General features: G+C 60.6%; 14 protein-coding genes and 1 tRNA gene. 7 read left to right on the top strand and 8 right to left on the bottom strand.

Annotation, left to right across the window (positions count from 1 at the left end; translation table 11 throughout):
* Nucleotides 1–20: 20 nt before the first annotated feature.
* Together can and PSAKL28_RS23000 are read left to right on the top strand one after the other, a co-directional pair.
* Nucleotides 21–659, top strand: a complete 639-nt coding sequence (can, locus tag PSAKL28_RS23005; RefSeq protein WP_038614773.1) for a carbonate dehydratase — start codon at nucleotides 21–23, stop codon at nucleotides 657–659.
* 136 nt (nucleotides 660–795) lie between these two features.
* On the top strand, nucleotides 796–1401 hold the full coding sequence (locus tag PSAKL28_RS23000; protein WP_038614771.1) for a D-Ala-D-Ala carboxypeptidase family metallohydrolase: 606 nt from the start codon (nucleotides 796–798) through the stop codon (nucleotides 1399–1401).
* Here PSAKL28_RS23000 and PSAKL28_RS22995 read toward each other — a convergent pair.
* Entirely contained in the window at nucleotides 1389–2267 is an 879-nt protein-coding gene (locus PSAKL28_RS22995) for a LysR substrate-binding domain-containing protein (RefSeq protein ID WP_038614769.1), read from the bottom strand. The two genes, PSAKL28_RS23000 and PSAKL28_RS22995, sit on opposite strands and share 13 nt — an antisense overlap.
* Before the next feature lie 147 nt (nucleotides 2268–2414).
* Here PSAKL28_RS22995 and PSAKL28_RS22990 point away from each other — a divergent pair, with 147 nt between their 5' ends.
* Together PSAKL28_RS22990 and PSAKL28_RS22985 are read left to right on the top strand one after the other, a co-directional pair.
* The gene (locus PSAKL28_RS22990) at nucleotides 2415–3032 is read left to right on the top strand and encodes a LysE family translocator (RefSeq protein WP_038614768.1); all 618 of its coding nucleotides are present in this window, start codon (nucleotides 2415–2417) and stop codon (nucleotides 3030–3032) included.
* 74 nt (nucleotides 3033–3106) lie between these two features.
* Entirely contained in the window at nucleotides 3107–4060 is a 954-nt protein-coding gene (locus PSAKL28_RS22985) for a FecR family protein (protein ID WP_038614766.1), read from the top strand.
* A 65-nt stretch (nucleotides 4061–4125) separates the two neighbouring features.
* Here PSAKL28_RS22985 and PSAKL28_RS22980 read toward each other — a convergent pair.
* Both PSAKL28_RS22980 and PSAKL28_RS22975 read right to left on the bottom strand, forming a co-directional pair.
* Nucleotides 4126–4202 (bottom strand) — tRNA-Met (locus PSAKL28_RS22980).
* Nucleotides 4203–4334: 132 nt separating this feature from the next.
* Nucleotides 4335–5123 carry a FecR family protein gene (locus PSAKL28_RS22975; protein ID WP_051939548.1) on the bottom strand — a complete coding sequence of 263 codons (789 nt, stop codon included), beginning with the start codon at nucleotides 5121–5123 and terminating at the stop codon, nucleotides 4335–4337.
* A gap of 169 nt (nucleotides 5124–5292) precedes the next feature.
* Here PSAKL28_RS22975 and PSAKL28_RS22970 point away from each other — a divergent pair, with 169 nt between their 5' ends.
* The 3 genes from PSAKL28_RS22970 to PSAKL28_RS22965 all read left to right on the top strand — a co-directional run bounded on the left by PSAKL28_RS22970 (nucleotide 5293) and on the right by PSAKL28_RS22965 (nucleotide 8011).
* Nucleotides 5293–6510 carry an MFS transporter gene (locus PSAKL28_RS22970; protein ID WP_038614764.1) on the top strand — a complete coding sequence of 406 codons (1218 nt, stop codon included), beginning with the start codon at nucleotides 5293–5295 and terminating at the stop codon, nucleotides 6508–6510.
* A gap of 77 nt (nucleotides 6511–6587) precedes the next feature.
* Nucleotides 6588–6731, top strand: a complete 144-nt coding sequence (locus PSAKL28_RS27940) for a hypothetical protein (RefSeq protein WP_167335106.1) — start codon at nucleotides 6588–6590, stop codon at nucleotides 6729–6731.
* A 122-nt stretch (nucleotides 6732–6853) separates the two neighbouring features.
* Nucleotides 6854–8011, top strand: coding sequence for an MFS transporter (locus PSAKL28_RS22965; protein WP_038614762.1), 1158 nt, complete (start codon nucleotides 6854–6856; stop codon nucleotides 8009–8011).
* Between the two features lie 3 nt (nucleotides 8012–8014).
* On the opposite strand, the gene ppk2 is transcribed toward PSAKL28_RS22965, so the two are convergent.
* The 5 genes from ppk2 to PSAKL28_RS22940 form a co-directional block, all read right to left on the bottom strand.
* Complete coding sequence (gene ppk2, locus PSAKL28_RS22960) at nucleotides 8015–8824, bottom strand: polyphosphate kinase 2 (protein WP_038614760.1); 810 nt, start codon at nucleotides 8822–8824, stop codon at nucleotides 8015–8017.
* A 153-nt stretch (nucleotides 8825–8977) separates the two neighbouring features.
* Entirely contained in the window at nucleotides 8978–10078 is a 1101-nt protein-coding gene (gene ychF, locus PSAKL28_RS22955; protein WP_038614758.1) for a redox-regulated ATPase YchF, read from the bottom strand.
* 21 nt (nucleotides 10079–10099) lie between these two features.
* Nucleotides 10100–10684 carry an aminoacyl-tRNA hydrolase gene (pth, locus tag PSAKL28_RS22950; protein ID WP_038614756.1) on the bottom strand — a complete coding sequence of 195 codons (585 nt, stop codon included), beginning with the start codon at nucleotides 10682–10684 and terminating at the stop codon, nucleotides 10100–10102.
* Between the two features lie 77 nt (nucleotides 10685–10761).
* On the bottom strand, nucleotides 10762–11361 hold the full coding sequence (locus PSAKL28_RS22945; RefSeq protein WP_038614755.1) for a 50S ribosomal protein L25/general stress protein Ctc: 600 nt from the start codon (nucleotides 11359–11361) through the stop codon (nucleotides 10762–10764).
* Between the two features lie 137 nt (nucleotides 11362–11498).
* The gene (locus PSAKL28_RS22940; protein ID WP_009405962.1) at nucleotides 11499–12440 is read right to left on the bottom strand and encodes a ribose-phosphate pyrophosphokinase; all 942 of its coding nucleotides are present in this window, start codon (nucleotides 12438–12440) and stop codon (nucleotides 11499–11501) included.
* Nucleotide 12441 lies beyond the last annotated feature (1 nt).

Genomic DNA, 12441 nt, shown 5'->3' with positions numbered 1-12441 from the left:
CCAACTGATGAGAAGCGAACATGCACGATCTACAAGAACTGATTGATAACAACGCACGCTGGGCTGATGCGATCAAACAGGAAGATCCGGATTTTTTCGCCAAGCTCGCCCGCCAGCAAACCCCTGAATTCCTCTGGATCGGTTGTTCCGACGCACGGGTGCCGGCCAACGAGATCGTCGGCATGTTGCCGGGGGATCTGTTCGTGCACCGTAATGTCGCCAACGTGGTGCTGCACACTGACCTGAACTGCCTGTCGGTGATCCAGTACGCCGTGGATGTACTCAAGGTGAAGCACATTCTGGTGACCGGGCATTACGGTTGCGGTGGTGTCCGCGCCTCGATGCAGGACCGGCAACTGGGCCTGATCGACGGCTGGCTGCGTTCGATTCGCGACCTGTATTACGAGAATCGGGTGGAGCTGGCCAAGCTTGCCACCGAAGAGGAGCGGGTTGATCGCCTGTGCGAGCTGAACGTGATTCAGCAGGTGGCCAACGTTGGTCACACCACCATTGTCCAGAATGCCTGGCACCGCGGTCAGAGCCTGTCGGTCCATGGCTGTATCTATGGCATCAAGGACGGTCGCTGGAAGAGCCTGAATGCGACCATCAGTGGCCTGGACCAGTTGCCGCCGCAGTATCGGTTGCGTCCTCAAGATTGAGTTGGCTTTTATCGCGGGGCAAGCCCGCTCCTACCAGATTTACCTCCACTCGGTGGGAGCGGGCTTGCCCCGCGATAATTACCGGCGTCCATGCTTAACTTCTTGTGACTCTTAGAGCGGCCAAGGAGTGAGACTAATGGCCTCATGGCGCACAATCGGACTCTTGCTGACACTACTGTGCAGCGCTCAATCGCACGCCGATGAGCGCGACCTGTACATGTTTGCCCAATGGGCTGGCGACCATGAAACCCGGGCGTTTCGCCAGATGCTGGTGGATGCGCGGTTGTATGGCGTGGTGCCGATCTATCAGCTGTTGCGTTCGGCCAGTGACTGGCGCCTGTGTTCGGCACAGCCCTTTGCGGTGGCACCAGCGGCGCAGTGGCCGGCGGTGCGTTCGACCCTGCAACTGCTCAAGGCCCTGGGGGATCAGGGCCTGCTGCAGCGTTATGAAGTGGTTTCGAGCTACCGCGATCCGCGCCTGAACCGCTGCGCTGGCGGCGCCGTAGACAGTGCGCATACCCGGGCGTTTGCGGTGGATGTGTTGTTGCCATCCTGGGCCGATCCCAATCCGTTGTGCCAGTTCTGGCAGACCCAGGGCAAGGCCTGGAACATGGGCCTGGGCCGTTATCCATCAGGGCGCATTCATATCGACACGGCGGGCTTTCGCACCTGGGGCGGGGACTTCAGCGCCGGCTCGTCTTTCTGCGCCTTGCCAACGGCCTATAAGCCTCAGAGCAATTGAGCCAGGCAGGCTTCGGCCTGCGCGCTGACCCACTGGGCAAAGCGTCGGCATTTGTCGTCGTCGGCCATTGCTTGCTGACAGAGCAGGTAGTAAGCCGATTGGTCCTGGACGAAGCTGCGCGGCGCTTGCAACTGACCGCTATCGATTTCGTCCTGAACCATCAGGAATGAAGCCATCGCCACCCCCAGACCGGCCACGGCCGCCTGGATGCACAGGTAGAAATGTTCGTAGTCGGCGCGCTGGGTATCTCGGGCCGACTCGCCGCTCAGGCGCAGCCAGGTACTCCAGGCGTTGGGCCGTGATGCGCTGTGCAGCAAGCGCTGGCCGTCCAGGCCCTGACTCGCGATGGTCAGGTTGACGCTGCTTACTGGCCCCACCCATTCGTCACAGATCTTCAGCGCATGCAGGCTGGCGTCCCAGCGAAAATCATCGCGGCGCAAGGCCAGGTCGACGCCACTGCGGGAAAAGTCGATGGGGCCACCGGCAGCCACCAGGTGCAGGTGAATATCGGGATGGGCGGCATGAAAGGCCGGCAGCCTCGGGATCAGCCATTTCATCGCGATGGTCGGCTCGCATGACAGCACCAGCACGTTTTCCCGCGCCTGTTGTTGCAGGCGATGGACTGCGCCTTGCAACTGTTCGAACACCGACAGGGTAGTGCCATGCAGGGCGCGGCCGGCCGGGGTAAGGAAGATTGCGCGATTGCGCCGCTCGAACAACTCCACCCCCAAAGACTCTTCCAGCAGGCGCACCTGACGGCTGACGGCGCCATGGGTGACGTTCAGTAATTCGGCGGCGCGCACAAAGCTCTGAGTCTGCGCGGCGACGTCGAAATAGCGAAAGGCGGAGAGTGCGGGAAGTTTCATATCTGTGAGGAAAACTAGCGGATTTAGCGCACTATAAATCGCTTTTGGTCGTAGACGAAGCTTTCGATAATGGCGGCGTGTGCAGAGTGATCGCGGGGCAAGCCCGCTCCTGTCTGTGCGATTTTTTAGCAGATCGAGGAGCTTTTCGTGAACGAACTCATTGCCGTTGCCGTGTTCACCGTCCTGGCGGTGATCAGCCCGGGCGCGGACTTTGCCATGGTCACCCGCAGCAGTTACGCCTTTGGCCGCCGTGCCGGTTTGTCCGCCGCGCTGGGCATCGCCCTGGGCGTGCAGGTGCATGTGTTGTACACGGTGCTGGGCATTGCCCTGATCATCAGTCAGACCCCGTCATTGTTTCTGGCAATGAAAGTGCTGGGGGCGGGCTACCTGATCTACCTGGGTTACAAGTCGTTGACCAACACCACGCGGATTTCCCTCGATGGCGGCACCGCTTCCAGCCAGCTTGGCGTGTTCGCCGCCTTTCGCTCGGGTTTTCTGACCAATGCCCTCAATCCCAAGACCATGCTGTTCGTGGTCAGTGCCTACACTCAGGTAGTACAACCGGGCAGTTCGCTGGCGACCAGTCTTGGTTATGGTCTGTTCATGTCTGTGGCCCACTGGCTGTGGTTCAGCCTGGTCGCGCTGTTCTTCTCCTCGGCATCCTTGCGTCGGGTCATGCTTGATCGGCAGTTGCTGGTCGATCGGGTGATCGGTGTGGCCCTGATCGGTCTGGGGCTGGCGGTGGTACTGGCCAACGTGCGCTGAGGAGCAGGATTGTCCGCACAACACTGCGGACATGGCGCAGGAAACCTTCATGCGTCTGCTCGGTGCCGGTGCCTATGAACAAATCACCTTCTGCACAAGTGCTGCAAGAGGCGGCTGAATGGCTGGTGCGCCTGGATGGCGAAGTCGGCGCGGCCGAGCGCAATGCCTTTCGTGACTGGCTCGACGCCGACCCTGAGCATCTGCAGGCTATCGAGCGTTTGCAGGACAGCATGGCGGCGCTGCGCGATCTGCCGCATGAACCGGCGCGGGCGGTCCTCGACAGCCTTGCCCGGCGGCGTGCCGCCCGACAGCCGATCAAGGCACTGGCGCTGGCCGCGTTGCTGCTGTTGCCGATCGGCTTGGCGTTGCAGCAGTTTCCGCCGTCTTACCTGTTGGCTGACATCCGCACCGGCAGCGGCCAATGGAGCACCCGGCAGCTACCCGATGGCAGCCGCATCAGTCTGGATGGAAGTACCGCCGTTGATCTGCAGTTCGATGGTCAGCGCCGCACGGTGCGCCTGGTGCAAGGGGAAATCCGGCTGGATGTGGCCAAGGATGCCGCGCGACCGTTTCTGGTGCTGACCGAACACGGCAGTGTGCGAGCGCTGGGCGCCCGTTTTGTCGTAGAGCAACTGCCTGACTCCAGCCGGGTGGCGATGATCGAATCGACTACCGAAGTCGATAGCGCCGGCAAACGCGTAGTGGTTCAGGCCGGGCAGGCGGTGCGCTTCGATGCGGCGGGGCTGGGGGCGCTGCAGTCTATCGATGCGGCAGGGATTGAACAGGCCTGGGAGCAACATCAACTGCTGGTGCGTGATCAGCCCCTGGACCAGGTGCTTGAGCGCCTGGCGCGCAATCATCGGGGCTACTTGATGTATGACTCCAAGGACCTGGAGTTGCTGCGGGTCACTGCGGTGCTGCCCGCCGACGACAGTCAGCGGGCGCTGCGCATGCTGGCGCGCAGCTTGCCGATCAGGATTGAGCATTACACACCCTTGATCACGCGTGTGTCACTTGAGCGGCCTTGAAGGCATCCGTCGATTGCACAAGGCAAAAAAATGGCCTACCTTGCGGTAAGCCATTTTTCGGTACTTGGTGGCTACACAGGGACTTGAACCCCGGACCCCAGCATTATGAATGCTATGCTCTAACCAACTGAGCTATGTAGCCAAGTGGCGCGCATTATTCGCTTTAAACGGATACCTGTCAACACTCTTTTTTAAAAAAATTCATCGTGCGATCAACTGCTTAGCGGACAGGTAGCTCAGCAGCACCAACTACGTGGTGTGGCAACGGTGCTGATCAGCGGACGATGATCAATTGCCCGGCAAGGTTGTGGCTGCGCAACTGCTCAGTGGTGGCCAGGGCAGCGAAGGCATCGGCGGCCTGATTGAGGTTGAAGTTACCACTGACCAGGCGTCGGCCGGCCTGTTCATCAAGCAGCAGCAGGCGGCTGCCCTGGTAGTCGGCCAGCCGTTGCAAGACATCGCGCAATGGCACATCGCGAGCACGCAACTGGCCGTCACGCCAGGCCAGCAGGCGTTCGGCATCGACACGCTCGACCTGGCCCAGGTTGTTGCCGCGCAAACTCAGGCGCTGGCCAGGGGCGAGCATGCGCTTTTCGCCGAAAGCGCTGCTGACCTCCACTTTGCCCTTGAGCAGGATCACCTCATTGCGGTCACGGCCACGGCTGACCGCGAAACGTGTGCCAAGCACCTGAATCCGGGTGTCATCGACTTCGACCACAAAGGGGCGGCCATCATGGATCACGTCGAGGAACACCTGCCCCTGAACCAGACGCACCTTGCGTACCGGTCCGCGCAGGTCGACATCCACCGCGCTGGCGCTGTCGAGCATCAGTTTCGAACCGTCGGCCAACTGGATCTGCCGACGCTCGCCAGCGGCGCTGGCCACGTCGCTGTTCAGTCGTTGCAGGTAAGGCAGCTGCACCATCAACACCAGCGCGCCCACCAGTAAAACACAGGCGGCGACGGTCCAGCCCAGCCAGGAGCGCGGGGCCTCGCGCCGTTGCGCTTTGTGCGCGCGGTAGCCAGGCTCGGTCGGTAGTACTGAGGTGGGGGAAGAGTTCATGGCAGTGCGATGCTCTGAGCGGGAAGCAAGGGCTGGGAAACGCATAAAATGCTATAGCTATTGAGAATCATTAGCAAGAAAGTCGAAATCACGTTCGTCGAAAAGAATAGTGCGCTTGCTAACGAATTCTGGATAATTGGATCCCAACCACCGGATGGAAGACCTTGTCATGGCTGTAAGCAGTGCCTCGTCCATTTCGCCCGCCAGCGACACGCCTGCCCAGAGCAGCCCGCTGGTCATGCGGATCATCGCCGCTTGCGCCCTGGCGCACCTGATCAACGACCTGATCCAGGCGGTGCTGCCGTCGATCTATCCCATGCTCAAGGCCAACTACGGGCTGAGTTTTGCCCAGGTTGGGATGATTACCCTGACCTTCCAGATCACCGCCTCGCTGCTGCAGCCCTGGGTGGGTTTCTACACCGATCGCAAGCCGATGCCGAACCTGCTGCCGCTGGGCACCCTGTGCACGCTGGTGGGGATCGTCATGCTGGCGTATGTCGGCAGCTTTCCGATGATTCTGCTGGCGGCGGCGCTGGTGGGTATCGGCTCTTCGACGTTCCACCCGGAAACCTCGCGCATTGCCCGACTGGCCTCGGGCGGGCGCTTCGGTCTGGCGCAGTCGACCTTTCAGGTGGGGGGTAATGCCGGCTCTGCGTTTGGTCCTTTGCTGGCCGCGGCGATCATCATTCCGTTCGGCCAGGGCAATGTCGCCTGGTTCGGTCTGTTCGCGGTGTTTGCCGTCCTGGTGACCTATGGCTTGAGCCGCTGGTATCGCGAACACCTGAGCCTGTTCAAGGCCAAGGCCGGCCAGGCGGCAACTCACGGCCTATCGCGCGGGCGCGTGACCGGTGCGTTGGTGGTGCTGGGGCTGCTGGTGTTCTCCAAGTATTTCTACATGTCCAGCCTTACCAGTTACTTCACCTTCTACCTGATCGAGAAGTTCGACCTGTCGGTGGCCAGTTCGCAATTGCACCTGTTCCTGTTCCTCGGTGCGGTGGCCGCCGGGACGTTCTTCGGCGGGCCGATCGGTGACCGCATCGGGCGCAAGGCAGTGATCTGGTTCTCGATTCTCGGTGTGGCGCCGTTCACCCTGTTGCTGCCATACGCGGATCTGTTCTGGACCAGCGTCCTGAGCGTGATCATCGGTTTTATCCTGGCGTCGGCGTTCTCGGCCATCGTGGTGTATGCCCAGGAGCTGGTGCCGGGCAATGTCGGCATGATCGCCGGGATTTTCTTCGGCCTGATGTTCGGTTTTGGCGGTATCGGCGCGGCGTTGCTGGGCTACCTGGCCGACCTCAAGGGCATCGAGTACGTCTACAGCCTGTGCTCGTACCTGCCGCTGTTTGGCCTGCTGGCGATCCTCCTGCCTTCTACCGGTAAGCGTTGAAGGCTCAAGGACGGGCTATTGACGGGTGGCATGGCTTCTCCTAGAGTGCCGCCCATTACTTTCTGTGTAACTGACGTATGAGCCGCCTCCGCCTTACATTCGCGCCCTCTCAGCCGGTCATCCTGACCCGTGGCTGCGACTGGCCGAGCGATACCGTGCTCAAGCGTCGGCGCAGTGTGCTGTTCGCCTTTACCTTCTCGCCTCACCTTCACACCTCCTGACCTGGCGGCTGATTGCCCGGCGTCCTGCCGTGGCCGAGCTCGCCTGTAGTGCACTTGATTTGGTCATGTATGCGCCTGCGCGGGTGCGATGTCGCACCTGCGCCGGTGAGTCTGGAGTTGTAATGAATACGCGTTTGTTGCTGGGCTTGTTGTTCGCGGTATCGGTTGTTGGTTTCAGCCTGGGCGCGAGCCTGCCGTTGGTGTCTCTGCGTCTGCTCGATACAGGCGCCAGTACATTACAGATCGGTATCCTCTCGGCCATTCCGGCAGCGGGGATGATGCTCTCGGCGTTCATGGTCGATGCCTGCTGCCGGCACCTGACCCGACGCACCATCTACCTGCTGTGCTTTGGGCTGTGCACCTTGAGTATCGGCCTGCTCGAGTGGGCCTTTTCCTCGATCTACCTGCTGGCGCTGCTGCGTTTGGGCCTGGGCATCGGTATGGGCATCGCGATCATTCTTGGCGAGTCCTGGGTCAATGAACTGAGCGAAGAGCACAACCGCGGCAAGGTCATGGCGCTGTACGCCACTGCGTTCACCGGCTTTCAGATGCTCGGCCCGGCCATGTTGGCGCTGGTCGGTGCGCAAAGCGCCTGGGTGACTGCAGTGGTTACCGCCTGCTATGGCCTGGCGCTGCTGTGTATCGTGCTGACAGTGCCCAACGATCACGTCGAGCATGGCGAGGAGGGCGGCAAGAGCTTCTCCCTGGCAGGCTTCTTCCGCGTGGCACCGGCGTTGTGCATGGGGGTGCTGTTCTTCTCGTTCTTCGATGCGGTGATTCTCTCGCTGATGCCGGTGTACGCCTCAAGTCACGGTTTTGCCGTGGGGGTGGCGGCGTTGATGGTGACAGTGATCCTCACCGGCGACATGCTGTTCCAGCTGCCCCTGGGGTGGTTGGCTGACCGCAGCGAACGGACCCTGGTGCATCTGGTGTGTGGCCTGGTGGCGATGCTGATCGGCCTGGCCTTGCCCTGGCTGCTGCAGGTGCAGTGGCTGCTGTGGCCGGCGCTGGTGTTGCTGGGGGCGGTTGCCGGTGGGGTCTATACCCTGGCGCTGGTGTTGATCGGCCAGCAGTTCAAGGGGCAGGACCTGGTGACCGCCAATGCCAGTGTCGGGCTGTTGTGGGGCGTTGGCAGCCTGATCGGGCCGTTGCTCAGCGGTGCGGCCATGGATGTTGCGCCCCATGGCCTGCCGATGGCGCTGGCGATCATGGCCGCGCTGTTCGTGTGTTTTGCCCGCAGCGCCAACCGCAAGGCTCGGCGCCTTGCGGTGGCGGGTTAAGCCTCAGAAGCGTTCGGGAATCATCCGGGACGGGTAGTGGCTGCTCTTGTACTGCCCGATCTTGCCGCGCTTTGGCAGCTTGATCTTCTGTTCCTGGGTGATGTCCTCGTAGGGGACCTGTCCAAGCAAGTGGCTGATGATGTTCAGGCGTACCCGCCGCTTGTCTTCGGAGTGCGCCATGTACCAAGGGGCCCAGGAGGAGTCGGAGGCGGCAAACATCTCATCGCGTGCGCGCGTGTAGTCGTCCCAGCGGCTGAACGACTTCAGGTCCATAGGGGACAGCTTCCAGATCTTGCGGCCATCGGTGATGCGTTCTTCCAGGCGCCGCTGCTGCTCTTCGGCGCTGACTTCCAGCCAGTACTTGATGACGATGATGCCGGACTCGACCAGCATCTTCTCGAAGTGCGGGACCACGCTGAGAAACTTTTTCGCCTGGTCGTCGGAGCAGAAGCCCATCACCCGTTCAACGCCTGCGCGGTTGTACCAGCTGCGGTCGAAGATCACCACTTCGCCCGCCGACGGCATGTGCTGGATGTAGCGCTGGGCATACATCTGGCTCTTTTCCCGCTCGGTCGGTGCCGGCAGTGCGACAACACGGAACACCCGCGGGCTGACCCGCTCGGTGATGGCCTTGATGGTGCCACCTTTGCCAGCGCCATCACGTCCCTCGAAGACGACGCAGACTTTCAAACCCTTGGCCACCACCCACTGCTGTAGCTTGACCAGTTCGATGTGCAGGGCTTTTAGCTGCTCTTCGTATTCCTTGCGGGGTAGACGCTCTGCGCTACGCTGCTTTTCTTTCTTTTTTGCCATGCGCCGATACCTCGTCAGTGAAAGTGGATCTGAGTATAGACAGGGTGGTCTCAGAGGGACCTGACGCGGCTCAATGGAAAAGAAAAACCCCTTGAGGCGGATATCCTCAAGGGGTTTTGTGTGCATCGGAGCCCGGCAGGGCCCGCAGACGGCTTAGACGTTAAAGCGGAAGTGCATCACATCACCGTCCTTGACGATGTAGTCCTTGCCTTCCAGACGCCATTTGCCGGCTTCTTTCGCACCGCCTTCACCCTTGTACTGGATGAAGTCGTCATAGGCGACCACTTCGGCACGGATGAAGCCTTTCTCGAAGTCGGTGTGGATCACGCCTGCCGCCTGAGGGGCGGTGGCGCCGACACGCACGGTCCAGGCGCGGACTTCCTGAACACCGGCAGTGAAGTAGGTCTGCAGGTTGAGCAGGCCGTAGCCTGCGCGGATCACGCGGTTAAGGCCGGGCTCTTCCAGGCCCAGGGCCTCGAGGAACATGTCCTTTTCTTCGCCTTCGTCGAGCTCGGCGATTTCCGCTTCGATCTTGTTGCACACCGGTACCACGACAGCGCCTTCTTCTTCGGCGATGGCGCGCACGATGTCCAGGTGCGGGTTGTTCTCGAAGCCGTCTTCAGCAACGTTGGCGATGTACATCACCGGCTTGCTGGTCAGCAGGTGGAAGCCACGGATCAGTGCCTTCTCGTCGTCAGCCATGCTCTTCATCAGGCTGCGCGCAGGCTTGCCTTCGGTGAAGTGCGGGATCAGTTTTTCGAGGATGGCTTTCTGGGCCAGGGCATCCTTGTCGCCGCCCTTGGCGTTACGCGCAACCTTCTGCAGTTGCTTCTCGCAGCTGTCGAGGTCGGCGAAGATCAGTTCCAGGTCGATGATCTCGATGTCGCGCTTGGGGTCGACGCTGTTGGAGACGTGAATCACGTTCTCGTCTTCGAAGCAGCGCACCACGTGAGCAATGGCGTCGGTTTCGCGGATGTTGGCCAGGAACTTGTTGCCCAGGCCTTCACCTTTCGAGGCACCGGCAACCAGGCCGGCGATGTCGACGAATTCCATGGTGGTCGGCAGCACGCGGTTCGGCTTGACGATGGCCGCCAGCGCATCCAGACGCGCATCAGGCATCGGCACGATGCCGCTGTTCGGCTCGATGGTGCAGAAGGGGAAGTTCTCAGCCGCGATACCGGATTTGGTCAAGGCGTTGAACAGGGTGGACTTGCCGACGTTGGGCAGACCGACGATGCCGCAATTGAAACCCATGGTGAATCCCTCTTCGTGGAGTCAGGCCTTCTGGCTGTGCAGCTCTCTCATCGCACGCGTCCAGTCGCCGGCGAGGATGTCCGGCAGCACGCCGAGGGCAAAATCGATACTGGCGTCCAGCTTTTCCTGTTCGGCGCGCGGCGCCTTGCCCAGGACAAAACCGGAGACCCTGCTGCTGTCACCCGGGTGGCCGATGCCAAGCCGCAGACGGTGAAAGTCTTGGTTGTTGCCGAGCTGCGCAATGATGTCGCGCAGGCCGTTGTGCCCACCATGGCCGCCGCCTTTCTTGAGCTTGGCGACGCCAGGGGGCAGGTCGAGTTCGTCGTGGGCCACCAGGATGGCATCTGGCGGGATGCGGAAAAAGTTCGCCAGTGCGGCAACGGCCTGGCCGCTGCGGTTCATGTAGGTGGTCGGAATCAGTAGACGAACGTCTTTGCCCTGATGGCTGAATTTAGCCGTCAGGCCGAAATACTTGCGGTCAGCAGTCAGATTGACACGCTGGGCGCTGGCAATGCGTTCTACGAAAAGAGCCCCTGCGTTATGCCGGGTCTGTTCGTATTCGGGGCCAGGGTTTCCCAGGCCGACGATCAGTTGGATGGCGGTCACGTCAGGGGCTCTTCCTTGGAGTTGGGGGTTACAGTGCGGGGCACTGTAACCCGATCAACGCCGGCGTGCTGAGTAGATTACTCGGCAGCGCCTTCTGCAGCTTCAGGCGCAACACGCGGAGCGTGAACGTTGGCAACAGCTTTGTCATCACCGTGGGCCAGAGCAACGAACTCAACGCCTTTCGGAGCTTTGAGGTCCGACAGGTGAATGATGGTGCCGACTTCGGCTTTGGCCAGGTCGACTTCGATGAACTCAGGCAGGTCTTTGGCTTCGCAGGAAACTTCGATCTCAGCCACTACGTGGGAGATTTCGCCGCCTTTCTTGACCGGAGCTTCTTCGTTGATGAAGTGCACAGGAACGATAGCGGTCAGTTTCTGGCCAGCAACAACGCGGACGAAGTCAGCGTGCATGATGAACTGCTTGGCTGGGTGACGCTGCATGGCTTTAACAACGACGTTTTCTTTCTTGCCGTCGATGTTCAGCTCGATAACGTGGCTGTAAGCAGCTTCGTTTTCGAACAGCTTGGCAACTTCTTTAGCCAGCATGGTGATGGAAGCTGGCTCTTTGTCGCCGCCGTATACAACGGCAGGGACTTGGGCGGCGAGACGACGCAGGCGGCGGCTCGCACCTTTCCCCAGGTCGGTACGCGCTTGGGCGTTCAGGATGAAATCAGTCATTTTGTATCTCCAAAATAGCCATCTCCCGCAGGCGTTTGCGACCAGCGCCAAACGGGGTGGGCAAAAAGCCCCGCCCCAACAACAGGTGTTGGGGCGGGGCGCTTTTCGTCAACGAAAGGTTCGCGAGGGCAAAACCCTCAGCGGAACATCGCGCTGATCGATTCTTCATTGCTGATGCGGCGAACCGCTTCAGCAACTACCGGTGCGATATCCAGTTGACGGATACGGTCACAGGCTTGTGCGGCTGCGGACAACGGGATGGTATTGGTAACCACCAGTTCGTCCAGCACGGAGTTCTCGATATTCTCGATCGCCCGACCCGACAGGACAGGGTGCGTGCAGTAGGCGTAAACCTTGGCAGCGCCGTGTTCTTTCAGGGCCTTGGCCGCATGGCACAGGGTGCCGGCGGTATCGACCATGTCGTCGACGAGAATACAGGTACGTCCTTCGACGTCGCCGATGATGTGCATCACTTCGGAGTGATTGGCCTTTTCACGGCGTTTGTCGATGATACCCAGATCGACGCCCAGGGACTTGGCAACAGCACGTGCACGCACAACGCCGCCGATGTCCGGGGACACGATCATGAGATTCTCGAAACGCTGGTCTTCGATGTCATCCACCAGAACGGGGGAGCCGTAGATGTTATCTACCGGAATATCGAAGAAACCCTGGATCTGGTCAGCGTGCAGGTCGACAGTGAGAACACGGTCGATACCAACGACGGTGAGCATGTCAGCGACGACTTTGGCGCTGATAGCTACACGCGCCGAACGCGGACGGCGATCCTGGCGGGCATATCCGAAGTAAGGAATCACGGCAGTGATTCGAGACGCTGAGGAGCGGCGGAAGGCATCAGCCATCACTACCAGTTCCATCAGATTATCGTTGGTTGGCGCGCAAGTCGGCTGAATAATGAAAACGTCTTTACCGCGAACATTTTCATTGATCTCAGTGCTGATTTCGCCGTCGGAGAATTTACCGACAGAGACGTCACCGAGAGGGATATGCAGCTGACGTACGACACGCCGAGCCAGATCGGGGTTAGCGTTCCCCGTAAAGACCATCATCTTGGACACG

Source organism: Pseudomonas alkylphenolica (genome assembly GCF_000746525.1).
Taxonomy (GTDB): Bacteria; Pseudomonadota; Gammaproteobacteria; order Pseudomonadales; family Pseudomonadaceae; genus Aquipseudomonas; species Aquipseudomonas alkylphenolica.
This window is presented reverse-complemented; position numbering and strand designations above follow the sequence as displayed.

Bases quoted from the DNA above. Each gene is read 5' to 3' on its own strand.
- PSAKL28_RS22985 (WP_038614766.1), top strand. From the start codon at position 3,107: ATGAACAAATCACCTTCTGCACAAGTGCTGCAAGAGGCGGCTGAATGG.
- PSAKL28_RS22975 (WP_051939548.1), bottom strand. From the start codon at position 5,123: ATGAACTCTTCCCCCACCTCAGTACTACCGACCGAGCCTGGCTACCGC.
- PSAKL28_RS22995 (WP_038614769.1), bottom strand. From the start codon at position 2,267: ATGAAACTTCCCGCACTCTCCGCCTTTCGCTATTTCGACGTCGCCGCG.
- PSAKL28_RS23000 (WP_038614771.1), top strand. From the start codon at position 796: ATGGCCTCATGGCGCACAATCGGACTCTTGCTGACACTACTGTGCAGC.
- PSAKL28_RS22945 (WP_038614755.1), bottom strand. From the start codon at position 11,361: ATGACTGATTTCATCCTGAACGCCCAAGCGCGTACCGACCTGGGGAAA.
- can (WP_038614773.1), top strand. From the start codon at position 21: ATGCACGATCTACAAGAACTGATTGATAACAACGCACGCTGGGCTGAT.
- PSAKL28_RS27940 (WP_167335106.1), top strand. From the start codon at position 6,588: ATGAGCCGCCTCCGCCTTACATTCGCGCCCTCTCAGCCGGTCATCCTG.
- PSAKL28_RS22970 (WP_038614764.1), top strand. From the start codon at position 5,293: ATGGCTGTAAGCAGTGCCTCGTCCATTTCGCCCGCCAGCGACACGCCT.
- ppk2 (WP_038614760.1), bottom strand. From the start codon at position 8,824: ATGGCAAAAAAGAAAGAAAAGCAGCGTAGCGCAGAGCGTCTACCCCGC.
- PSAKL28_RS22965 (WP_038614762.1), top strand. From the start codon at position 6,854: ATGAATACGCGTTTGTTGCTGGGCTTGTTGTTCGCGGTATCGGTTGTT.
- ychF (WP_038614758.1), bottom strand. From the start codon at position 10,078: ATGGGTTTCAATTGCGGCATCGTCGGTCTGCCCAACGTCGGCAAGTCC.